Here is a 23,114-nt window from a genome sequence, read left to right as displayed (position 1 = left end):
GCGAGCCGCCGATCCGGGCCTACGATCAGACCGGAAAGCACTGCCCGTGCGCTCGTGGGCAGCGTAACTTGAACGCACACACCAGCACCCAGCCCGCGCACCAACCGCCCGAGGGGTCCCGTGACCGTCCATCCCAGCCTTCAGACCTCCATCGACGCCTGGACCCACTCCATCGACGCGATAACGGAGTTGGTCAACCCGCTAGCGGAGAGCGAGTGGAACCGCGCCACCGAGTGCCCGGGATGGTCGGTGCGGGACGTCGTTTCGCATGTGATCGGCCTCGAATGCGAGATGCTCGGCGATCCCCGCCCCATCCACACCCTGCCGCGCGACCTCTACCACGTCACCAACGAGCTGTCGCGGTACATGGAGGTCCAGGTCGACGTGCGGCGCTGCCACACCGCGCCCGAGATGACCTCGGAGCTGGAGTACACGGTCATCCGGCGGGGCCGCCAGCTGCGGAACGAGAAGCGCGAGCCGGACGCCATGGTGCGCTGGCCCGGCGGCACCGAGGTGGCGCTGGGGGAGGCCCTGACGCGGCGGGCCTTCGACCTCTGGGTGCACGAACAGGATCTGCGCCGGGCCCTGAGCAAGCCGGGCAACCTCGACTCGCCGGGCGCCACGATCACCCGTGATCTGCTGCTGTCGGCGCTGCCGAAGGTGGTCGCCAAGGACGCGGGCGCGGCGCCCCAGTCGGCCGTCGTCTTCGATGTGCACGGCCCGATGGAGTTCATGCGGACGGTCCGGATCGACGCGGACGGCCGGGGCACCATCGACGGCAGCGTCTCGCTGGGGCCGACGGTGACCCTCACCCTGGACTGGGAGACCTACGTCCGGCTGGCCTGTGGGCGGGTGCGGCCCGAGGCGGTCGCGGAGCGGCTGAAGATCGAGGGCGACCAGCAGCTGGCGGACGCGATCCTCCAGAACTTCGCGGTCACGCCGTAGCGGCGCCGTAGCGCTCCGGGGGACGGAGGGCCACGGCGTCCACGCCGCTCCTCCAGGGGCCGGAGTGCCACGGCGTCACGCCGGTACGTGCACCGCCTCGACGCGGCTCGCGACCACGCGCTCGCGCTCCCGGCGGTGCGCCCGCCCGCGCAGCCGCAGGATCTGGGCGACGCCGAGGGCCTGGAGCACGAACACCGAGGCGAACGCGATCCGGAAGTTCTCGCCGGTCAGGTCCAGCAGGACGCCGACGGCCAGCAGAGTGGTCATCGAGGCCGTGAAACCGCCCATGTTGACGATTCCCGAGGCGGTGCCGATCCGCTCGGGCGGATTGGCGGGCCGGGCGAAGTCGAAGCCGATCATCGACGCGGGGCCGCAGGCACCGAGCACCGCACACAGGACGATCAGCAGCCACATGGGCGCGTGGGCGGACGGCCAGAGCAGCACGGTGCCCCACAGCAGCGCGGTGGCACCGGCCGTGCCGAGGGCCAGCGGGGCGCGGGCGGCGTGGTGCCGGGCGATGACCTGCCCGTAGACCAGGCCGACCGCCATGTTGGACAGCACCACCAGGGTCAGCAGCTGACCCGCGGTCGCCCGGGACAGCCCCTCGGCCTCGACCAGGAACGGCATCCCCCACAGCAGCAGGAACACCATCGCCGGGAACTGGGTGGTGAAGTGCACCCACATGCCCAGCCGGGTGCCGGGTTCGCGCCAGGCGTCCGCGATCTGCCGGCGGACGTAGTCGGCGCCCATGTGCGAGGCGGGCGCGGGCTCGAAGCCCTTCGGGTGGTCCTTGAGGAAGAACAGCACCAGGACGAGGACGGCCACCCCGCCGAGCGCGCTGCCCGCGAAGGTCGTGGTCCAGCCCGCGCCGTGCAGCGCGCGGGCGATCACCAGCGTGGAGACCAGGTTGCCCGCCATCCCGAAGAGCGCGGCGACCTGGGCGATCATCGGCCCCCGGCGGGCCGGGAACCAGCGCGAGCCGAGCCGCAGCACGCTGATGAAGGTCATCGCGTCACCGCAGCCGAGCAGCGCCCGGGAGCCCAGCGCCATCGGGTACGAGTGGGAGAGCGCGAAGCCGAACTGCCCCAGGGTGAAGAGCACCACGCCGAGCATGAGCACCTTACGGGTGCCGAGACGGTCGACCATGAGCCCGACCGGTATCTGCATCCCGGCGTAGACCAGCACCTGGAGGATGGAGAAGGTCGACAGCGCCGAGGCGTTGATGTGGAAGCGCTCGGCGGCGTCGATACCGGCGACACCGAGGCTGGTGCGATAGGTGATGGCGACGAAGTAGACGGCGACGCCCAGGCCCCATACGGCGACGGCACGGCGTCCGCCGGGTGGATCACCGGGCAACTGGGCCGAGGTCATCGCGCCTCACCCCGGGCGAGGTTGTTCACCCAGCTGATGTGGCGCTGCACAAGACCGGACGCGAAACCGGCGTCCCCGGCGCGCAGGGCCTGGAGTATCTCCGTGTGCTCGGTGATGTTCTTGGCGATGCGGTCGGGCTCGGCGTGCATGGTGGCCACGCCCATCCGCAGCTGGCGGTCCCTCAGCTGGTCGTACAGCTGCGCCAGGATGGCGTTTCCCGCCGCCCGGACGATCGCCGCGTGGAAGCAGCGGTCGGCGGCGGCGAAGGCGGCCAGGTCCCCGGCCGCGGCGTGCACCCGCTGCTCCTCCAGCAGCTCCTCGAGCCGGGCCAGCAGCTGTCCACCTGCCGGGACGACCTTGGCGACCGCGTGCTGCTCCACCAGCAGCCGGGTCTCGACCACGTCCGCGATCTCCTGGGAGGAGACCGGCAGCACCAGGGCGCCCTTCTTCGGATAGAGCTTGAGCAGCCCCTCGGCCTCCAGGCGCAGCAGCGCCTCCCGGACGGGGGTGCGGGAGACCCCGACGGCCTCCGCGAGTTCGCCCTCGCTCAGCAGTGTGCCGCCCTCGTAGCGGCGGTCGAGGACGGCTTGTTTGACGTGGTGGTAGACGCGTTCGGCGGCGGGGGGCGGCTTGGTGGCCGTATCGGCGGGACTCATGATGCGCACATCATAGATACAAGATGCATGCGGACTCATCCCCCGTCCGCGATGCGGACGGGGGATGGGTTTCAGAAGGTGATCAGACCCAGTTGATCGGGCCCAGGTGATCAGGCCCAGGTGATCAAGCCCAGGTGATCAGGCGCTTGGGGCGCTCCAGGACGGCCGCGACGTCCGCGAGCACCTTGGAGCCCAGCTCGCCGTCGACCAGCCGGTGGTCGAAGGAGAGCGCCAGCGTGGTCACCTGGCGCGGCTTGACCTCGCCCTTGTGGACCCACGGCTGGAGCTTGACCGCGCCGAAGGCGAGGATCGCGGACTCCCCGGGGTTGATGATCGGGGTGCCCGCGTCGATGCCGAAGACGCCGACGTTGGTGATGGTGATCGTGCCGCCGGACATCGCCGCCGGGGTGGTCTTGCCCTCACGGGCGGTGGTGACCAGCTCACCCAGGGCGGACGCCAGTTCGGGCAGGGTCTTGGCGTCGGCGTCCTTGATGTTGGGGACGATCAGCCCGCGCGGTGTCGCCGCCGCGATGCCCAGATTGACGTAGTCCTTGTAGACGATCTCCTGGTTGTCGTCGTCCCAGGTGGCGTTGATGTCCGGGTTGCGCCGGATGGCCACCAGCAGGGCCTTGGCGACCAGCAGCAGCGGGTTGACCCGCAGCCCGGACAGCTCCGGGTCCTGCTTGAGCTCGGTCACGAGCTTCATCGTGCGGGTCACGTCGACCGTCACGAACTCGGTCACATGCGGGGCGGTGAAGGCGCTGTGGACCATGGCCTGCGCGGTGGCCTTCCGTACGCCCTTCACGGGCACCCGGCGCTCCCGGCCCTGGACGGCGGCCGTGGTGGCCGCGGACGGGGCCGCCACGGGCGCCTCCCGGGCCGCCTGGACGGCCTCGGCGGCCGCGTGGACGTCCTCGCGGGTGATGATCCCGTCCGCCCCGCTCGGGGTGACCGTCTCCAGGTCGATGCCCAGATCCTTGGCCAGCTTGCGGACCGGCGGCTTGGCCAGCGGCCGGGCGGTCCGGCCGCTGCCGTTCAGCTCGGGCGAGGGCGCGGGGGTGGGGGCGGGCGCGGGGGCGGGCGCGGCCTCGGGGCGCGAGGGCGAAGGCGCGGGCGCGGGCTCCTGGGGCGCGGGCGCCCCGGCGGAGGGGGCGGGCGCGGACCGCTGCACGCCCGGCAGCGGCTTGCGCGGACGGCGCTTGGTGGAGGCGGGCGCCGCCCCGTAGCCGACCAGATTGGCCTGGCGGCCCTCCTTCTCCTCGGGCTCGGCCGCGGCGGCCGGCTTCTCGGCGGCGGGGGCCCCGGCCGCGGGAGCGGCCTGGGGCGCCGCCTCCCCCGCTCCGGGGTCGGTGTCCACCGAGATGATCGGCGTGCCCACGTCCACGGTGGCGCCCTCGTCGAAGCGCACCTCGTGCACCACGCCGTCGAACGGGATGGGCAGCTCGACGGCGGCCTTGGCGGTCTCGACCTCGCACACCACCTGACCGTCGGTCACGGTGTCGCCCGGCGCCACGAACCACTTGAGGATCTCGGCCTCGGTCAGCCCCTCGCCCACATCGGGCATCTTGAACTCACGGAAGCGCTGTTCGACTGCGGTCATCGTCACGATCTCCTCAAGCCCTTCAGTACGCCAACGCGCGGTCTACGGCGTCGAGCACCCGGTCCAGCCCCGGAAGGTACTCGTCCTCGAGCCGTGACGGCGGGTACGGCGAGTGGAAGCCACCGACCCGCAGCACCGGGGCCTGGAGGTGATAGAAGCACCTCTCGGTGATGCGCGCGGCGATCTCCGACCCGGTACCCAGGAATACCGGTGCCTCGTGCACGACGACCAGCCGCCCCGTCCGCTCCACGGAACGCTGGACCGAGTCGAAGTCGATCGGCGACATCGACCGCAGGTCCAGGACCTCGATCGACTTGCCCTCCTCGGCGGCGGCCGCGGCGGCGTCCAGGGCGACCTTCACCATCGGGCCGTAGGCCGCGAGCGTCAGGTCCGCCCCCGGCCGCACCACCCGGGCGGCGTGCAGCGGACCGGGGATCGCGGCGGTGTCGACCTCGGATTTGTCGTGGTAACGGCGTTTGGGCTCGAAGTAGATCACCGGGTCATCGCTGTCGATGGCCTGCTGGAGCATCCAGTAGGCGTCGGAGGCGTTGGCGGGCGAGACCACCTTCAGGCCCGCCACATGCGCGAACAGCGCCTCCGGCGACTCGCTGTGGTGCTCCACCGCGCCGATGCCGCCGCCGTACGGAATGCGGACGACGACCGGCAGCTTCACCTTGCCGAGCGAGCGTGCGTGCATCTTGGCGAGCTGGGTGACGATCTGGTCGTAGGCGGGAAAGACGAAACCGTCGAACTGGATCTCCACCACCGGGCGGTAGCCGCGCAGGGCGAGTCCGATCGCGGTGCCCACGATGCCGGACTCGGCGAGCGGGGTGTCGATGACCCGGTCCTCGCCGAAGTCCTTCTGGAGCCCGTCGGTGACGCGGAAGACGCCCCCCAGCTTGCCGACGTCCTCGCCCATGATCAGGACCTTGGGGTCGGTCTCGAGGGCCGTCCGCAGGGACGCGTTGATCGCCTTGGAGAGCGACATCTTCTCGGCGGCCATGTCAGATGCCTTCCTCAGCGGTGACGAACGAAGCCTGGTACTCGGCGAACTGCGCCCGCTCCTCGTCGACGAGGGCGTGCCCGTCGGCGTAGATGTGCTCGAACATCGCCATGTCCTCGGGGTCGGGCATGGCCCGTACGGCGTCCCTGACCCGCTTGGCCAGCGCGTCGCTCTCCCGCTCGAGGTCGGCGAAGTACGCGTCGTCGGCCAGGCCCTCGCGGGTCAGCAGGGTGCGCAGCCGCAGGATCGGGTCCTTGGTCTCCCACAGCTCCCGCTCCTCGGGCGAGCGGTAGCGCGTGGGGTCGTCGGAGGTGGTGTGGGCGCCCATGCGGTAGGTGAACGCCTCGATGAGCATCGGGCCCTGCCCGGTGCGCGCCCGCTCCAGCGCGGCCTTGGTGACGGCAAGACAGGCGAGTACGTCATTGCCGTCCACCCGCACCCCGGGGAAGCCGAAGCCCTGGGCGCGCTGGTAGAGCGGCACCCGGGTCTGCTTCTCGGTGGGCTCGGAGATGGCCCACTGGTTGTTCTGGCAGAAGAAGACGACCGGGGCGTTGTAGACCGCGGAGAAGGTGAACGACTCGGCGACATCGCCCTGGCTGGAGGCGCCGTCGCCGAAGTAGGCCAGGACCGCGGCGTCCGCGCCGTCCTTGGCCACGCCCATCGCGTAGCCGGTCGCGTGCAGCGTCTGCGAGCCGATCACGATGGTGTACAGGTGGAAGTTGTTGCTGTTCGGGTCCCAGCCGCCGTGGTTCACCCCACGGAACATCCCCAGCAGATTGGTCGGGTCGACGCCCCGGCACCACGCCACACCGTGCTCGCGGTAGGTGGGGAAGACGTAGTCGGCGTCGTTCAGCGCCCGGCCGGAGCCGATCTGCGCCGCCTCCTGGCCGAGCAGCGAGGCCCACAGGCCCAGTTCACCCTGGCGCTGGAGGGTGGTGGCCTCGGCGTCGAACCGCCGTGTCAGCACCATGTCCCGGTACAGACCGCGCAGCTCCTCCGGGGTGGGGTCGATGGCGTACTCGGGGTGCTCGACACGCTCGCCCTCGGGGGTCAGCAGCTGTACGAGTTCGGTCTGGCCCGCAGGCTGCTTCTTGGTGTCCCGCGCGGTGGTGCTGCGCTTGGCTCCGCTGCGGCGCGGCTTGCGCGCGGCAGTGCTCTCCACGGTCACGTGTGCTCCTCCGTCTGTCCGGCCCCCGGGATCCGCCGGCGGCCAGTTGCGGCTCGCCCGTTCCGCCGCGGCGCACGGGGTGGGTGCGCCGGAGCATGACCGGGCGTGACAGGTTCCCGGCGGCTGGCCCTGCACAAGGCACGTTACCCAGTGCGTCGCATGTCTGCGAAACCCCACCTGACCTGCAATTTTGCTTGGATTTCCAAGTAAATCGCGCGGGTGGGGAAACTTCCACTGGTCACAGCCCCGCAGGCCGCCGGACAAGCGCACGGTATCCCGCTGGACAACGACGCGGGAAGACTTCGTGTGTGAGACTGGATCCGTGCGCGAAGAAGGAAAAATACGGATTTTCCTGGTCGACGACCATGAAGTCGTCCGACGCGGCGTACGAGACCTGCTCGCGGGCGCGCCGGACATGGAGGTGGTCGGCGAGGCGGGCACCGCGGCCGACGCCCTGGCGCGCATCCCGGCCGCCCGCCCGGACGTCGCGGTCCTGGACATCCGGCTGCCCGACCGCAGCGGGGTCGAGGTCTGCCGGGAGATCCGCGCCCGCCACGAGAGCGTCCGCTGCATGATGCTCACCTCCTTCGCCGACGACGAGGCGCTCTTCGACGCCATCATCGCTGGCGCCTCCGGCTATGTCCTGAAGGACATCCGCGGCGACGAACTGCTCGCCGCCGTCCGGGACGTGGCCGCGGGCCGGTCGCTGCTCGACCCGGTGGCCACCGCCCGGGTGCTGGAGCGGCTGCGCGGCCAGACCGCCGCCCAACCGAACGACCAGCTGGCCGCCCTCACCGAGCAGGAGCGCCGGATCCTGCTGCTGATCGGGGAAGGGCTGACCAATCGGGCGATCGGCGAGCGGCTGCACCTCGCCGAGAAGACGATCAAGAACTATGTCTCCAGCCTGCTCTCCAAGCTGGGCATGGAGCGCCGCTCGCAGGCGGCGGCGTACGTCGCCCGGATGCAGGCGACGCAGAAGCGCTAGCGCTGGCGGTGGCAGTGCTTTCGGGCCTCACTGCCCCCACGGGCAGAGGCGCAGCGCGGCCCCGGAGCGCTGCCCCCCCCACGGGCAGAGGTGCGGCGCAGCCCCGCAGGCGCCGCCCCCTGCCGAAAGCGCTGCCCTCTGCCGGAGGCACGGCGCAGCCCCAGGCCCGGCGTCTGGGGCGAAGCCCGGCGTCCGGGGCCTGGGGCAGAGCCCCGATCCGGGGCCTGGGGCGGAGCCCCGGTCCGGGGTCTGGGGTCTGGGGCGGAGCCCCAGTTTCGGGAAGGGGCGGGGAGGGGAACAGCCCGCCGCAGGCGCCAAGCCGCCCCGCCCCGCCCCGGTCAACCCACCGTGCCCCAGGGCGCCGTGCCCGTCTCCGCGCGTCCTGGCGACGATCCCCGGTGATCTAACATCTGGCAGGTGCCGCGCTCACATGTATGCTCCGCCGAGGCCGCTCCCGACGGGGAAACCCTGAGCGCCCTGCTCCGCCGCTATGACACCGCCGGTGAGGCCGTCTCCTGCGAACCGCTCACCCAGGGGCTGCTCAACCGGGGCTACCGCCTCGCCACCACCCGCGGCCGGTTCTTCCTCAAACACCACCTCGACGGCGACCGCACCGCCATCGCCCGCCAGCACCGCGTCACCCAGCGGCTGGAGGCGCTCGGGGTGCCCGTCGCCCCGCCGGTCCCCGACGCCGACGGCCGTACGGTCGCCGTCATCGGCGGCCGCTGCTACGCGTTACACCCCTGGATCGACGGGCGGCACCGCGACGGCGGTGAGCTGACCGCCCCGCAGTGCTGGCGTCTTGGCGGGCTGCTCGGGCTCGTCCACACCTGTCTGGAGCGCGTCATGCGGGCCCGTACCGGCGACCGCAGACCGCCCGTGGAGGCCGCCGCCGACCCCGAGGACACCTTCGCCGTCATCGACGAGCTGCTCACGCTGATCCGGGGGCGCCGGAACCGCGACACCTTCGACGAGCTCGCCGAGCATCGGCTGGTCGAGCGGCGGACGCTGGTGGAGCGGCACGCCCACCGCCGCCCCGAGGCGGACGCCGTCCCCGTCGCCGGCTGGGTGCACGGCGACTTCCACCCGCTGAACCTGCTCTACCGCGACACGGAACCGGCCGCCATCGTCGACTGGGACCGGCTCGGGGTGCAGCCGCGCGCCGAGGAGGCGGTCCGGGCCGCCGCGATCTTCTTCGTACGGCCCGACGGCACTCTGGAGCTCACCAAGGTGCGGTCCTACGCACGGGCGTACCGCTGCGCGGCGGGGGCCGGGACCTCGGAGATGGCCGCGGCCGTGCACCGGGTGTGGTGGGAGCGGCTCAACGACTTCTGGATGCTGCGCTGGCGCTACCAGCGCGGGGACCGGCGCGCCGATCCCCAGTTCCCGGCGGCCGCCGCGCTGGTGGTGTGGTGGACCCGGGAGTACGACGCGGTCCGCGACGCCTTCTGCGGGTGACGGGGACGCCCTCTGTGGGTGACCGGGGGGCGCCTTCTGCGGGCGACCACGACGCCCTCCGCGAATGACGGGGGCGCCGCGGGGCACCCCTGGCCATCAGGGGCCCCGTCCATCAGGGGCCCCGTCCATCAGAGGCCCCCGGCCGTCAGGGCGTGCCGTTGGCGCCGCCGTCCGTGGCGCCCGCCGTGCCACCGGTGGGCTCGGTGGTGCCCGGGTCCGTCTCCGGGTCCGTCGGCGCAGTGCTCGGCTCGCCGCCACCCGGGGTGGTCTCCTCGCCGGTCGGCTCCCCGGTGCCCGGGTCGGTCTCCGGGTCCGTCGGCTCCCCCGTGGGGTTGTCCTCGTACGTCGGCGTCGGGTTCGCGGTCGGGGTGTAGTCGCTGCCCGTGTCCCCGGAGGTGTTCCCGTCGTCGCTCGGGACCGTCTCGTCGCCCGTCTCGTCGCTCGGCTTGTCGGTCGGCTTCTCCGTCTTCTCCTGGGTGACCGACGTCTGGTGCTTGCCCGGCTGCTTCCCGCCGTCCTTGTCGCCCATCTGGAGGGCGAAGGCGACCCCCGTCGCGACCGCGATCACCGCGAGCACCGCGATCAGCCACATCCTGCCGCGGCCCTTACGGCGGCCGGAACCGCCGTGGTAGCCGCCGCCACCGCCGCCGGGGCCGGTGACGATCGGCTGCTGGGAGGTCTCGCCGTGGCCCGGGTGCGGCAGCGCGGTGGTGGCCCCGACGCCGGGCATGCCCATGGCGGGGGTGGCGGCGCCCAGGTGCTGGGTGACCGGGCCGGTGTTCCACATGCCGGTGTGGCCGCCGGCCTCGTGGAGCATCTGGAGCGCGTACTGGACCAGTCCGCGCATCTCCTCGGCGCTCTGGAACCGGTCGTCCGGGTCCTTGGCGAGGGAGCGCATGACCAGGCCGTCCAGCTCCGGCGGCACGGTGCCGGAGGTCTCCGACGGGGGCACCGGGGTGTCCTGGACGTGCTGGTACACCACCGACAGCGGGGTCTCCCCGGTGAACGGCGGGCGGAGCGCCAGCAGCTCGTAGAGCAGGCAGCCGGTGGCGTAGAGGTCGGAGCGGTGGTCCACGGCCTTGCCGAGGGCCTGCTCCGGCGAGAGGTACTGCGGTGTGCCCATGACCATGCCGGTCTGGGTCATCGTGGACTGCGCGCCGTGCAGGGCGCGGGCGATGCCGAAGTCCATGACCTTGACCGCGCCGCTGTGGGTGATGATCACGTTGGCGGGCTTGATGTCACGGTGCACGATGCCGTGCTGATGGCTGTAGGCGAGCGCCTCCAGCACCCCGGAGACGATGATCAGCGCCTGGTCCGGCGGCGGGGCCTCGGCGTTGAGCAGCAGATCGCGGATGGTCCGGCCCTCGACCAGCTCCATGACGATGTACGGCACGGTGTTCTGGCCGACCGTGTCCTCGCCGGAGTCGTAGACCGCCACCACGGCGTGGTGGTTCAGCCCGGCCACGGACTGTGCCTCGCGGGTGAAGCGGGCCTTGGACACCGGGTCCTCGGCCAGATCGGCGCGGAGCAGCTTCACCGCGACCGTACGGCCGAGCCGGAGGTCCTCGGCGGCGAACACCTCCGCCATACCGCCGCGGCCGAGTCGACTGGTAAGGCGATATCGACCATCGCCGACAAGTCCCCCATTGCCCCACACCTCGGGCGTATCCGGCATTCCGGACCCGCTGGCGTCAGCTTCGGAGGGCCCCTGGGCGCCCTGGGTCTGTGCCATCGGTCCTCGCCGTCTCGTTCTCGGTGGGGGTCGGGTCGAGATCGCCCCGCCCACGGGCGGTACGGTTCCCGCTAGGCACGCTACAGCCTTCGCGCCGTGTATCGGTTGGTGATGGACCGGCCATCAAACCTGTTGACGGTGAAGCGATGCAAATCGCGTGACGGGTTCTTGCGCATCCGGTCACGGAACGGGCAACGCGGCTTGACGTGTCCGTGGCCTGGGGCAGACTTGGCCACGATATCCAGAACATCAAGATCAATGCGTCGAAACGTGCGCGTCAGAGTAGTGAGTGCGCCTAGGGGGAAGTACGAAATGAGCCAGTACGGCGCATCGGGCAGGTATCAAGGCCACTCACTGGCGAACGGCCGCTATCAATTGCGTGACCTGCTGGGCGAGGGCGGCATGGCCTCCGTTCACCTGGCCTATGACACCGTGCTGGACCGCCAGGTCGCGATCAAGACGCTCCACACCGAGCTGGGACGCGAGCAGTCCTTCCGCGAGCGGTTCCGCCGCGAGGCCCAGGCGGTGGCGAAGCTCACGCACACCAATATCGTCTCGGTCTTCGACACCGGCGAGGACACCATGGACGGCTCACTGATGCCGTACATCGTCATGGAGTACGTCGAGGGGCAGCCGCTGCGCTCGGTTCTGGACGTCGATGTCCGGCAATACGGCGCGATGCCGACCGAAAAGGCACTGAAGATCACCAGCGATGTGCTGGCGGCGCTGGAGATCAGCCATGAGATGGGGCTGGTCCACCGCGACATCAAGCCGGGTAATGTGATGATGACCAAGCGTAATGTGGTCAAAGTCATGGACTTCGGCATCGCCCGCGCCATGCAGTCCGGGGTCACCTCCATGACCCAGACCGGCATGGTCGTCGGCACCCCGCAGTACCTCTCTCCCGAGCAGGCGCTGGGCCGCGGCGTGGACGCCCGCAGCGACCTGTACTCGGTCGGCATCATGCTCTTCGAGCTGCTGACCGGCCGGCTGCCCTTCGACGCGGATTCGCCGCTGGCCATCGCCTACGCGCATGTCCAGGAGGAGCCGGTCGCGCCCTCCTCGATCAACCAGTCCATCCCCCCGGCGGTGGACGCGCTGGTCGCCCGGGCCCTGAAGAAGAACCCGAACGAGCGCTTCCCGACCGCCGAGGCCATGCGCGACGAATGCGCACGAGTCGCCCGTACCGGGCAGACCGGCGCCTCCCCGATCATCATCAGCGGCGGTCCCCCGGCCCGCAGCGGCTCCGGTGTCGGCTCGGCGGTCTTCCCGCCGATCGACCAGCAGACGCCCGCGCCCGGCCCGGGCAGCGTCCAGACGCCGTACCAGCCGCAGCACACCCCCGGGCAGTTCGGCGCCTTCGGCCCGTCCACCCCGCCGCCCCCGGCCGGCCAGGCGCCGTCCACGACACCGCTGGGGCAGGGGGGCTATCAGACCCCGACGCCCTCGTACCAGGGCCCCAGCACCCCGCCGCCGTACAGCATCTCGCCCTCGACGCCGTCGGGGAGCGGGGGCGGCAGGGGCAACAAGGGCGTGATCATAGGCTCGGCCGTCGTCGCGGCCATCGCGGTCATCGCCGTGATCCTGGTCATCGCGCTCAGCGGTGACGGCGGGGGCTCCAAGAACAAGAGCAAGGGGGGCGGTGGTGGTGGCGGTAAGGCGTCGCCGTCGGCCTCCGACACCGCCGCGGGCTTCCGCATGGGCGACAAGACCAAGACCATCGACCCGAAGAAGTGCACCGACGCGTACGAGGACACCGACGAGAAGGGCACGTACTCGGTGCCCGACTTCCAGAACCTCTACATCGACTCGGTGAAGAAGTGCATCCGCGCGGCGGGCTGGAAGTACCGCGTGGTGCCCCAGGACGAGAATCTGTGGGGCAAGGGCACCGTCCTCAATTACACGTACCGGAACTACGAGCCGTACAACCCGAAGACGGACACCATCGAGCTGACCGTCTCCACCGGCAACCCGGAGTAGGAGCGGCTCCCGCTCGCTCCGCTTCCGGCACGACGACGCCGCGGGCCTCATCGGAAGGTGAGGCCCGCGGCGTCGTTTCGTTGTTTCCAGTTCCGGTCGTTGTGTCCGGTATGTGACTCGGAGGGCCGCTCAGCGGCTCAGCGGCTCAGCGGCTCAGAGGTACGGCCCCGAGCGGGCGCCGCCCGGCTTGGGCATGGCCTCGTCCTCCTCGCCCCCGCCGATCCCCGGCGGCAGCGCCCTGCGCATCTGCTCCAGCTGGGCGCGCGCCGCCATCTGCTGGGCGAACAGGGTGGTCTGGATGCCGTGGAACAGCCCCTCCAGCCAGCCGACCAACTGAGCCTGGGCGATGCGCAGTTCCGCCTCGGTGGGCACCGCCTCGTCCGTGAACGGCAGCGACAGCCGCTCCAGCTCCCCGATCAGCTCGGGCGCCAGCCCGTCCTCCAGCTCCTTCACCGAGCTGGAGTGGATCTCCTTGAGCCGAACCCGGCTGGCCTCGTCGAGAGGTGCGGCGCGGACCTCCTCCAGAAGCTGCTTGATCATGCTGCCGATCCGCATGACCTTCGCCGGCTGTTCGACCATGTCCGTCACGGGAACCTCGCGCGACTCGTCGTCACCACCGCCCTCGCCAGAAGCAGGGGCTACGCCGCCGAGTGCCATGCCGTCCGGACCGACGACCAGGACGTGCGGGCTCTCCTGCGCTCGTTCGTTCATCGGCTGGTTCATACCCCTATTGTTCCGCACCGGCACCCGGTGCGGCGGGCGAGGGTCGAGGATTCCGTGGCGATCACCGGCGAAGGCCGTCAGCGGCGGCCATCGGATCAGCGGCGGTGCTCAGAGGCGGTGATCAGCGGCGGCGCAGCCGCAGACCGAAGAACGCCAGGCCGAGCCCGAGACCGGTGAGTGCGAGCCCGGCGCCAAGCGGCAGCACCCGCATCGCCCGCCCGCTGGGCTCGGCGGCGGTCCGCTGAGCACCGTAAGGCTGTCCGGACGGGAGCGATTCGCGCGCCTGGTGCCGGTCCGGCCGCTGCGGGACGGGGAGGGAGGACGGCGTCCACTCGGGCACTACCGAGAACCGCCCGGTGCCCTCGTCGTCCCCGGTGTCGGCTGAGGGGTCCCCGTCCGGCGACGTGGGGGGCGGTGTCCCGGTGCGGCCGGGGTGCGCACGGCCCTCGCCCGCGCGGGTGCCCGCCAGCCCGCCGCCGTCGTCGGCGGGGGCGGGGGCGGGCGCGGCGGGAGTGGCGGACGCGGCGGGGGCCGCGGCCAGGGCGGTGCTCGCCAGCAGGGCCGCCGCGGGGAGTGTGCGAAGCGTCGCAGGGTTCACGGTGGTCACCCTCCCGTGCCGAACCGTCGCGTAACGGGATCAGCGTCACATGAGGGTAGGGACCGGGCATCCTGAACGCCGCCGTACGGACTCCGATTACGACCGTAAGGACCGCGACAGCGCCGTAAGGGCCGTGGCGGCGCCGTAGGGATCGCGGCGGCGCCGCCGTACGGACCCGTGGCGCTCAGGTCGTCAGGAGGATCTTGCCCACATGCGTGCTGGACTCCATCAGCCGGTGGGCCTCCGGGGCGTCCCGCATCGGGATGGTGCTGTCGACGATCGGGCGGATCCGGCCGCCGCCGATCAGCGGCCAGACATGCTCCCGTACCGCCGCGATGATCGCTGACTTCTGCGCCAGTGAGCGGCCCCGCAGCCCGGTGGCCGTCACGGCGGCGCTCTTGGACAGCAGGGTGGCCAGGTTCAGCTCGGCCTTCACCCCGCCCTGGAGCCCGATGATGGCCAGCCGTCCGTTGAGGGCGAGGGTCTCCAGATTCCGAGCGAGGTACTTCGCGCCGACGATGTCCAGGATGACGTCCGCGCCCACGCCGTCGGTGGCCCGGCGGATCTCCTCGACGAAGTCCTGCTCGCGGTAGTCGATCAGGATGTCGGCGCCCAGCTCCTGGCAGGCGGCCAGCTTCTCCGGGCCGCCCGCAGTCACCGCGACCCGCGCCCCGACCGCCTTCGCGAGCTGGATCGCCATGGTGCCGATGCCGCTCGATCCACCGTGCACCAACAGCGTCTCGCCCGGCCGGAGATGGGAGATCATGAAGACGTTGGACCATACGGTGGCGGTCACTTCGGGCAGCGCCGCGGCCGTGACCAGGTCCACGCCCTCGGGGAGGGGCAGCAGCTGCCCCGAGGGAACCGCCACCTTCTCGGCGTATCCACCGCCCGCGAGCAGGGCGCACACCTCGTCGCCCACCGCCCAGCCGGTGACGCCGGGGCCGAGCGCCGAGATCCGGCCCGAGCACTCCAGACCGGCGTAGGGCGAGGCTCCGGGCGGCGGCGGGTAGTGGCCCTGGCGCTGGAGCACATCCGCGCGGTTGACTCCGGCGGCCGCCACGTCGACCAGGACCTCGCCCTCACCGGGCACGGGATCGGGGACCTCCGCCCATACCAGGGCTTCGGGGCCACCGGGTTCGGGAATCGTGATCGCATGCATGGCCGCGAGGCTACTCCTGGACCATCGGCGCGCGAACGATCGTGATCAAGCGGTCGGCCGCCTGCAACGGACTGGCGTCGGGGTCGTCGTACGCGAGGAGGCGATGGCCGCGCAGCACGGACACCACGAGATCCTCCGTGTCCCGCACCGACTTGCCCACCTCGGCCTTCACCACCGTGCGCTCCACCAGGTCCAGGCCCGTGCCCTGCTGGATCAGATCCTCGATCACCGCACCGGCCGTCGGACTCTGCACGCTCATGCCCAGCAGGCGGCCCGCCGCGCTGGCGCTGGTGATCACCGCGTCGGCCCCGGACTGGCGCAGCAGCGGCGCGTTCTCCTCCTCGCGCACCGCCGCCACGATGTTGGCGCCCCGGTTGAGCTGCCGGGCCGTCAGCGTCACTAGGACGGCCGTGTCATCGCGCTGGGTGGCGATCACGAACTGGCGGGCGCGCTGCGCCTCCGCCCGCAACAGCACATCGCTGCGGGTCGCGTCGCCGACCACCCCCGCGAACCCCTCCGCGTTGGCCGCCTCGATCACCTTGTGGTTGGGGTCGACGACGACCACCCGGTTCTTGGGCAGCCCCGTCGCGCAAAGGGTCTCCACCGCGGACCGCCCCTTCGTACCGAAGCCCACTACGACGGTGTGATCGCGCAACGCTGACCTCCAGCGGTTCAGGCGGTACTGCTCGCGGGTGCGTTCGGCCAGGACTTCCAGGGTGGTGCCGACCAGGATGATCAGAAAGAGCACGCGCAACGGCGTGACCAGCAGGATGTTACTGAGCCTCGCGCTGTCGCTGTACGGCACGATGTCGCCGTACCCGGTCGTGGACAGCGTGACGGTCGAGTAGTAGACGGAGTCGAGGAAGTCGACCTGCTCATCGGCGTTGTCGTGGTAACCCGCGCGGTCGACGTACACGATGGCCACCGTCAGCACCAGCACCAGCAGCGCCAGCAGCAGCCGACGGGCGACCTGGCGCAGCGGGCCCGCGGGGAAGTGGGGCAGATGGACGCGGTGGCCGCCGTCCCCGGGGGTGCGGGCGGCCGCGTCATGGCTGGGCAGCTTCACGCCGGGCCCTCCTGGGGGGATATGGGCTCGCCGTCGGTCGCTCGGTCGGTGCGCTGGCGCGCTTGGTCCGCGTGGCTCGGTTGCCCTGTCGCGCTCGCCGACCACGGGAGATCCAGTACGTCGACCTCGGTGCCGCGCTTCGCCCCGCCGGGCGGGATCACGGCGAGGCCGTCGGCCACCGCGATGCCGCGCAGCATCGCCGGGCCGTTGAAGCGCAGCGGCACCGCCGCGTCCTGCCGGAAGGTCACGGGGACCAGCCGGGTGTCCCGCGGATGCCCCTGCACGGCCTCGGCCAGGGGGGCTGGGCCGGGGTCGGGGGCCGGGCGGCCGGTCAGCGTCCGCAGCAGGGGCTCGGCGAGGGTCAGCAGACCGGAGACCGCGGCGAGCGGATTGCCCGGGAGCCCCACCAGATGCCGGGCGTGGCGGGATGGGCGTTGGGAGCTTTCGAGGCGTTCGAGGCTTTCGGCGTTTTTAGGCGTCTCGTCGCTTTCGGGGTTTCCGTGGGTTGCGCGGTTTCCGGAGTTCTCGCGGTTTCCGGGGCTTTCGCGGCTTGCGGGGTCCTCGCGGTTTGCGGAGTTCTCGCGGTTTGCGCGGGCGAGACGGGCCAGCAGCATTGGGTGGCCGGGGCGCACCGCCACCCCGTCCACCAGCAGTTCGGCGCCCAGGCGGCGCAGGGTGGGGTGGACATGGTCCACGGGGCCCGCGGCCGTGCCCCCGGTCGTCACTACGACGTCGGCGGACGACTCGGCCACCGCCGCGTACACCGCGTCCGCCTCGTCGGCCAGCCGCCGGGTGCCCAAGACCTCGGCGCCCAGCGCCCGCAGCCACGGCCCGACCATCGGCCCCAGCGCGTCCCGGATCCGGCCGTCGTGCGGCAGCCCCTCGGTCAGCAGCTCATCGCCGAGCACCAGCACCTCGACGCGCGGCCTGCGCACCGTCGGCAGCTCGTCGTACCCGGCCGCGGCGGCCAGGCCCAGGACGGCGGGGGTGACCAGGGTTCCGGCGGGGAGCAGCTGATCGCCGCTGCGGCACTCCTGACCGCGGGTGCGGATGTCCTGGCCGAGGACGACGGGGTGGGCGGGGGACGCGTGGAGCCAGCCGTCGCCCGCGTCGGTGCCGTACTCGCTGCGCAGTACGGCGGTGGCGCCGGGCGGGATGCGGGCGCCGGTGGCGATGCGGACCGCGTGGCCGTCGGGGAGGGGGGCCGTCTCGCCGTGTCCGGCCAGGATGCCCTGGTGGTCCTGGTCCTCCGAGCCGGTTGGCAGCCGCCAGGGGCCGGGGCCCGAGAGCGCCCAGCCGTCCATCGCGGAGGTGTCGAAGGGCGGGAGATCGGTGAGCGCGGCGAGCGGTGCGGCCAGGACCTGGCCGAGCGCATCGGACAGCGGCCGCATCACCGGGGCGGCGTGGGCGGCCTCCTTGACGGCGGCGCGGGCGGCGATGGCGCGGGCGTCGGGCCAGGAGGTGGGGCTGCGGTGCGATGCGTTCATGGAGGGGTGCGGGTGGGGCGTCGGTGCGCCGGGGTTGCGTTTCGGGTGCGGGGCGGGGGCCTGATGGGCGGGGGCCCTGGACCGCGTGCCTTTGGCGCCAGTGCCCTCCGACATCGGACTACCCGAAGATCGGCTCCTCGAATACACCTCGGGCCTTCGGCGTACGTGACCCTGGGCATCCAGGGCCGGCGCAGGGTCTTCCGCCGCTTCCCGGGCCAGGTCGAGCGCGGTCTCGACCCAGTCGGTCCGGGTCGGGCCGCCGGTGTCGCCGGTGTCGGCGATGCCGTCGTGGTCGCCCGCGCCCATGCCGTGGGTGTCGTCGGCGTCGTCGGTGTCGGTGTCGACGGGCTCGCGGACGCCGCCGTCGGTGTCGCCGGGGCCGCCGGGGCATCGCTCCCGGGTGGGCTGGGCCGGGCGGTCATTGGCCAGGCTGAGGGCGGCGTCGGCCCAGTCCTCCTCCGACTCCGTTCCGGGCGGCTCCGGGCCCTGCGGCGGCGATTCATTGGCCAGCGCCAGCGCCTCGTCGACCTCTCGGTCGAGCGGGTCCCCGTCCCGGGGGTGGCGAGGTGTCACTGCTCCTCGGCCCAACGCGCCGCCAGCGCCGCGGCCTTCTCCGTGGCGGCGGCCAGCGCCTCGGGGCCGCCGCCCTTCTGGGCCGCGGCGTAGCCGACGAGAAAGGTGGTCAGGGGGGCGGCGGGCCGGGCGACGCCATGTGCGGCGTCACGGGCCAGGTCCAGTAGGGCCGCGGTGTCGACATCCAGGTCGATCCCGAGTTCGGCCTTGACTGCGGCAATCCATTCGTCCAACACGTGTCCATGCTCCCTGATGCGCGCTCGAGCCGTGGTGATGTCTTCCCAGGTGTCGCAGTCGAACGACGCGGTGGGGTGCCGGAGGCGGGCCAGGGCCAGCTCGGAGACGAGGAGGCGGAGGGGCAGCCCGCCGAGGCCGCCGTGTTCGGTGGCGAGGAGGGCGATCTCGCGGCGCAGCGGCTCGGCGCGGTAGGCGGCGACAAGGGGCTGCTCACGGCCGTCGGGGTCGATGAGCACGGCCCCTTCGGCGCCCTGGAGACCGGTGAGGAGGGTCTCGACGGTCTCGTGGGTGAGGAAGGGCAGATCGGCGGAGAGGACGAGGACGACCGGAGCCGCCGTCTGCCGGATGCCCGCCTCGACGGCCGCTACCGGGCCGCCGCCGGGGGGCTCCTCCCGGGCCCACCGCACCGGCCGCGCCGTGGGCCTGCGCGGGCCGACGACGACGGTCCGCCCGGCGCCGCGGCATGCGTCCAGCACCCGGTCGAGCAGGGCTCGCCCGCCCACCCGAAGCGCGGGCTTGTCCACCCCACCGAGCCGCCGAGCGGCGCCCCCGGCCAGGATCACTGCGTCATACGCACCTGGAGTCACCCCATGAGTATGGCGCCGCCGGGCATCCGCTACAGCCGTCGCAACAACACCATGGGCTGCTCCACGCAATCGGCCACGAACCGCAGGAATCCGCCGGCGGTGCCCCCGTCGCACACCCGGTGGTCGAAGGTGAACGACAGCTGCACCACCTGGCGCACCGCCAGCTCACCCTGGTGCACCCATGGCTTCGGGGAGATCCGCCCGACCCCGAGCATCGCCGCCTCGGGGTGGTTGATGATCGGCGTCGAGCCGTCGACCCCGAACACCCCGTAGTTGTTCAGGGTGAAGGTCCCGCCGGTGAGCTGCGCGGGGGCGAGGGTCCCGGTACGCGCGGCCTCGGTCAGCCGGGCGATCTCCTCGGAGAGCCCCTCTATGGTCCGCGTATGGGCGTCGCGCACCACCGGGACCACCAGACCCCGGTCCGTCTGCGCCGCGAAGCCGAGGTGGACGTCGGAGAGCCGGATGATCTCCCGGCCGGCCATGTCAACCGTGGCGTTGAGCTCGGGGAAGCGCGCGAGGGCCGCCGTGCAGATACGGGCCAGGAGGGCGAGCACGGAGACCTTGCCCTCGCCCGCGGCGTTCATCGCCGCGCGGGCGGCGAGCAGTTCGGTCGCGTCGGCGTCCACCCAGCAGGTCGCGTCGGGGATCTCGCGCCGGCTGCGCGCGAGCTTGTCGGCCACGGCGCCCCGCACCCCTCGCAGCGGAACCCGCTCCCCCTCCGGGGCGGGGCCCGCGGAGACGGGCGCGTGCGCGGCGGGCGCGGCGGGCGCGGCGGGCGCGGCGGGCGCGGCGGGCGCGGGCGCGGCAGGGGTTACGGGTGCGGGCTCCGCAGGCGCGGGCGCCGTGCCCGCGGCCGCCCGCTCGACGTCCGCCCGCAGAATCAGCCCCTCGGGGCCCGAGCCCCTGAGCTGCCGCAGATCGACATCGTGCTCCCGCGCCAGCCGCCGCACCAGGGGCGAGATCACCGGAACGGGCCCGGCGGAGGCCGCCGTCGTCCCGCCCACCGGCCCGGCGGAGGCCGCCGCCGTCTCACGTACAGGCCCGGCGGAGGCCACCACCGCATCGCCTACGGGCGCCGCAGGGGCCGCCGCCGTGTCCGGCAGCGGTCCGCCGGGGGCCGTGGGCATCTCGCGCAGCGACCCCGGGGAAGCCCGAACGCGGCGGCGCCGCGCGGCGGGACCGGCCGTGCCATAGCCGACCAGCACATTCCCCGACGCGCCGTCGATCGCGCTCGCGGCCACCGGCGGACCGGATCCGTCGTCCGAGCCCTCGGGCACGGCGACCGTGATCAGCGGCGCCCCGACCGGCACCTCCGCGCCCTCCTCGCCGTAACGGGCCGTCACCACACCGCCGTAGGGGCACGGCACATCCACCATCGCCTTGGCCGTCTCGACCTCGACCACCGGCTGGTCGACCGCGACCACATCGCCGACCTGGACCAGCCAGCGCACGATCTCGGCGCCGGTCAGCCCCTCGCCCAGATCGGGCAGGGTGAACTCCCTTACGACAGCCATCAGACCGCGCTCCCCTCGGTCCACTCCGACTCCCACTGGAGCCGGGCGACGGCGTCCAGCACCCGGTCCACCCCGGGCAGATGGTGCCGCTCCAGCATGGGCGGCGGGTAGGGGATGTCGAATCCGGCGACCCGCAGCACGGGCGCCTCCAGATGGTGGAAGCAGCGCTCGGTGACCCGGGCGGCGATCTCCCCGCCGGGCCCGCCGAAGCCCGTGGACTCATGGACGACGACCGCGCGGCCGGTGCGGCGCACGGAGGCGCACACCGTCTCGTCGTCGAAGGGGACGAGCGAGCGCAGATCGACGACCTCCAGGTCCCAGCCCTCGGCCCGGGCCGCCTCGGCGGCTTCGAGGCACACCGGCACGGAGGGGCCGTAGGAGATCAAGGTGGCGCTGCGCCGGCCGCCGCTGCCGGGCCCGCGCACCACCGCGCGCCCGATGGGCGGCACCTGCTCGGGGGCGTCGGCCGACCAGTCGGCCTTGGACCAGTACAGCCGCTTGGGCTCCAGGAAGATCACGGGGTCGTCGGAGGCGATGGCGGCGCGCAGCAGCCCGTAGGCGTCGGCGACGGTCGCGGGGGCGACGACTTGGAGGCCGGGGGTGGCCATGTAGTAGATCTCGGAGGAGTCGCTGTGGTGCTCGACGCCGCCGATGCCGCCCCCGTAGGGCACCCGGACGGTGATGGGCATCGGCATCGCGCCCCGGGTGCGGTTGCGCATCCGCGAGACATGGCTGATGAGCTGCTCGAAGGACGGGTAGGCGAAGGCGTCGAACTGCATCTCGACCACCGGCCGCAGCCCGTACATCGCCATGCCCACGGCGGTGCCGAGGATGCCCGCCTCGGCGAGCGGCGTATCCGTGCAGCGGTCCTCGCCGAACTCCTCGGTGAGCCCGTCGGTGATCCGGAAGACGCCGCCCAGGGTGCCCACGTCCTCGCCGAGGACATGGACGGACGGGTCGGCGGCCATCGCGTCGCGCAGCGCGCGGCCGAGGGCCTGGGCCATGGTGGCGGGCTTACGGGTGGTGTCGGCCCTGATGGCGGTGGTCATCACTCCCCCTCCCCGGTGTCCGCGGCCTCGGCGTCGAGCTCGGCGCGCAGCTGGGCCGCCTGCTCGCGCAGCTGGCTGGTCCGGTCGGCGTAGACGTGCTCGAAGAGCGCCATGGGGTCCAGGACCGGATCCTGGTGCATCCGCGCCCGCAGATCGGCGGCGAGCCGCTCCGCGGACTCCCGCGCGGCCCGGACCCCCTCGTCGTCCAGCAGATGGCGGTCCCGCATGGCCTCCTCCAGGAGCGCTATCGGGTCGTGGGCGCGCCATGCCTCGACTTCGGAGTCGGGGCGGTAGCGGGTGGCGTCGTCGGCGTTGGTGTGCGCCTCGATGCGGTAGGTGACCGCCTCCACCAGGGTGGGGCCGCCTCCGCCGCGGGCCCGGCGCACCGCCTCCGCCAGGACCTCGTGGACGGCGGCCGCGTCATTGCCGTCGACGAGACGGCCGGGCATCCCGTATCCCACCGCCTTGTGGGCGAGGGAGGGCGCGGCGGTCTGCTTGGCGAGCGGGACGGAGATCGCGAAGCCGTTGTTCTGGACGAGGAAGACGACCGGGGCGTGCCATACGGCCGCGAAGTTGAGGGCCTCGTGGAAGTCGCCCTCGCTGGTGCCGCCGTCGCCGACCAGGGCCAGGGCCACCACATCGTCGCCCTTGAGGCGGGCGGCGTGGGCGAGGCCGACGGCGTGCGGCAGCTGGGTGGCCAGCGGGGTGCACAGCGGGGCGACGCGGTGGGTGTGGGGGTCGTAACCGGAGTGCCAGTCGCCGCGCAGCAGGGTCAGGGCGTCGACAGGGTCGAGCCCGCGGACGACGGCGGCCAGGGTGTCGCGGTAGCTGGGGAAGAGCCAGTCGCGGTCCTCCAGCACCAGTCCGGCCGCGACCTGGCAGGCCTCCTGCCCGGTGGAGGAGGGGTAGACGGCCAGCCGGCCCTGCCGGGTGAGGGCGGTGGCCTGTGTGTTGTACCGGCGGCCGCGCACCAGCTCGCGGTGGAGCCGGGTCAGCAGATCGGGGGAGATGTCGGCGGCAGCGGCGGTGCCCAGCAGGCGGTACGGCTCCGCGTCGGGCAGCAGCGGCGCGGCGTCGACGCGGGGCTGCCAGCCGGGCGGGGGAGTGGGCCGGTAGGCACCGGGCTGCTCAAGGACCGTCATGGTGCGACCTCCTGGGCGTGGCGTACGGCGGGAGGGCGGGGCGTGCCGGGCGGCATCGCCCTCCCCTACCGATTGTTC

At 72.5% G+C, this 23,114-nt stretch carries 19 protein-coding genes; 4 read left to right on the top strand and 15 right to left on the bottom strand.

Annotated features, from left to right (window positions below):
* The first annotated feature begins 120 nt into the window (after positions 1-120).
* Positions 121-945, top strand: a complete 825-nt coding sequence (locus ACJX2R_RS27415; protein ID WP_413102320.1) for a maleylpyruvate isomerase family mycothiol-dependent enzyme — start codon at positions 121-123, stop codon at positions 943-945.
* Positions 946-1,020: 75 nt separating this feature from the next.
* Here the strand turns inward: ACJX2R_RS27415 and ACJX2R_RS27410 are convergent, their stop codons facing one another.
* The 5 genes from ACJX2R_RS27410 to pdhA (ACJX2R_RS27390) form a co-directional block, all read right to left on the bottom strand.
* Positions 1,021-2,316 (bottom strand): MFS transporter, encoded by a 1,296-nt coding sequence (locus tag ACJX2R_RS27410; protein WP_262701941.1) that lies wholly within the window; start codon positions 2,314-2,316, stop codon positions 1,021-1,023.
* On the bottom strand, positions 2,313-2,972 hold the full coding sequence (locus ACJX2R_RS27405) for a GntR family transcriptional regulator (RefSeq protein WP_262701942.1): 660 nt from the start codon (positions 2,970-2,972) through the stop codon (positions 2,313-2,315). The genes ACJX2R_RS27410 and ACJX2R_RS27405 overlap by 4 nt, the downstream gene beginning before the upstream one ends.
* Positions 2,973-3,096: 124 nt before the next feature.
* Positions 3,097-4,572, bottom strand: coding sequence for a dihydrolipoamide acetyltransferase family protein (locus ACJX2R_RS27400; RefSeq protein WP_413102319.1), 1,476 nt, complete (start codon positions 4,570-4,572; stop codon positions 3,097-3,099).
* 22 nt (positions 4,573-4,594) lie between these two features.
* Positions 4,595-5,575 carry an alpha-ketoacid dehydrogenase subunit beta gene (locus ACJX2R_RS27395; RefSeq protein ID WP_262701944.1) on the bottom strand — a complete coding sequence of 327 codons (981 nt, stop codon included), beginning with the start codon at positions 5,573-5,575 and terminating at the stop codon, positions 4,595-4,597.
* Between the two features lies 1 nt (position 5,576).
* Positions 5,577-6,743, bottom strand: a complete 1,167-nt coding sequence (gene pdhA / locus ACJX2R_RS27390; RefSeq protein WP_262701945.1) for a pyruvate dehydrogenase (acetyl-transferring) E1 component subunit alpha — start codon at positions 6,741-6,743, stop codon at positions 5,577-5,579.
* Positions 6,744-7,065: 322 nt separating this feature from the next.
* Here pdhA (ACJX2R_RS27390) and ACJX2R_RS27385 point away from each other — a divergent pair, with 322 nt between their 5' ends.
* Positions 7,066-7,728, top strand: a complete 663-nt coding sequence (locus ACJX2R_RS27385; protein ID WP_413102318.1) for a response regulator — start codon at positions 7,066-7,068, stop codon at positions 7,726-7,728.
* A gap of 417 nt (positions 7,729-8,145) precedes the next feature.
* Positions 8,146-9,186, top strand: a complete 1,041-nt coding sequence (locus ACJX2R_RS27380; RefSeq protein ID WP_413102317.1) for a phosphotransferase — start codon at positions 8,146-8,148, stop codon at positions 9,184-9,186.
* 145 nt (positions 9,187-9,331) lie between these two features.
* Here the strand turns inward: ACJX2R_RS27380 and ACJX2R_RS27375 are convergent, their stop codons facing one another.
* Positions 9,332-10,918, bottom strand: coding sequence for a protein kinase domain-containing protein (locus ACJX2R_RS27375; protein WP_413102316.1), 1,587 nt, complete (start codon positions 10,916-10,918; stop codon positions 9,332-9,334).
* 312 nt (positions 10,919-11,230) lie between these two features.
* Between ACJX2R_RS27375 and ACJX2R_RS27370 the strand changes: the two genes are divergently transcribed.
* Positions 11,231-12,898: a protein kinase domain-containing protein gene (locus ACJX2R_RS27370; RefSeq protein ID WP_413102315.1), complete on the top strand. Its 1,668-nt coding sequence runs from the start codon at positions 11,231-11,233 to the stop codon at positions 12,896-12,898.
* Between the two features lie 153 nt (positions 12,899-13,051).
* On the opposite strand, the gene ACJX2R_RS27365 is transcribed toward ACJX2R_RS27370, so the two are convergent.
* The 9 genes from ACJX2R_RS27365 to pdhA (ACJX2R_RS27325) form a co-directional block, all read right to left on the bottom strand.
* Positions 13,052-13,621: a bacterial proteasome activator family protein gene (locus tag ACJX2R_RS27365; RefSeq protein ID WP_262701951.1), complete on the bottom strand. Its 570-nt coding sequence runs from the start codon at positions 13,619-13,621 to the stop codon at positions 13,052-13,054.
* 121 nt (positions 13,622-13,742) lie between these two features.
* The gene (locus ACJX2R_RS27360) at positions 13,743-14,219 is read right to left on the bottom strand and encodes a hypothetical protein (protein WP_413102314.1); all 477 of its coding nucleotides are present in this window, start codon (positions 14,217-14,219) and stop codon (positions 13,743-13,745) included.
* 184 nt (positions 14,220-14,403) lie between these two features.
* Positions 14,404-15,381 (bottom strand): NAD(P)H-quinone oxidoreductase, encoded by a 978-nt coding sequence (locus tag ACJX2R_RS27355; protein ID WP_413102313.1) that lies wholly within the window; start codon positions 15,379-15,381, stop codon positions 14,404-14,406.
* Positions 15,382-15,391: 10 nt separating this feature from the next.
* Positions 15,392-16,447, bottom strand: a complete 1,056-nt coding sequence (locus tag ACJX2R_RS27350; protein WP_413102312.1) for a potassium channel family protein — start codon at positions 16,445-16,447, stop codon at positions 15,392-15,394.
* Complete coding sequence (locus tag ACJX2R_RS27345) at positions 16,444-18,048, bottom strand: molybdopterin molybdotransferase MoeA (protein WP_413105952.1); 1,605 nt, start codon at positions 18,046-18,048, stop codon at positions 16,444-16,446. The genes ACJX2R_RS27350 and ACJX2R_RS27345 overlap by 4 nt, the downstream gene beginning before the upstream one ends.
* A 455-nt stretch (positions 18,049-18,503) precedes the next feature.
* Positions 18,504-19,331, bottom strand: coding sequence for an NTP transferase domain-containing protein (locus ACJX2R_RS27340; RefSeq protein WP_413102311.1), 828 nt, complete (start codon positions 19,329-19,331; stop codon positions 18,504-18,506).
* 29 nt (positions 19,332-19,360) lie between these two features.
* On the bottom strand, positions 19,361-20,845 hold the full coding sequence (locus ACJX2R_RS27335) for a dihydrolipoamide acetyltransferase family protein (RefSeq protein WP_413102310.1): 1,485 nt from the start codon (positions 20,843-20,845) through the stop codon (positions 19,361-19,363).
* Positions 20,845-21,894: an alpha-ketoacid dehydrogenase subunit beta gene (locus ACJX2R_RS27330; protein ID WP_413102309.1), complete on the bottom strand. Its 1,050-nt coding sequence runs from the start codon at positions 21,892-21,894 to the stop codon at positions 20,845-20,847. The genes ACJX2R_RS27335 and ACJX2R_RS27330 overlap by 1 nt, the downstream gene beginning before the upstream one ends.
* Positions 21,894-23,036 carry a pyruvate dehydrogenase (acetyl-transferring) E1 component subunit alpha gene (gene pdhA / locus ACJX2R_RS27325; protein ID WP_413102308.1) on the bottom strand — a complete coding sequence of 381 codons (1,143 nt, stop codon included), beginning with the start codon at positions 23,034-23,036 and terminating at the stop codon, positions 21,894-21,896. The genes ACJX2R_RS27330 and pdhA (ACJX2R_RS27325) overlap by 1 nt, the downstream gene beginning before the upstream one ends.
* Positions 23,037-23,114 lie beyond the last annotated feature (78 nt).

Source organism: Streptomyces sp. Inha503, assembly GCF_047215865.1.
Taxonomy (GTDB): Bacteria; Actinomycetota; Actinomycetes; order Streptomycetales; family Streptomycetaceae; genus Streptomyces; species Streptomyces lycopersici.
The sequence above is the reverse complement of the archived record's forward strand: the minus strand, read 5'-3'. Positions and strand labels throughout refer to the sequence as shown.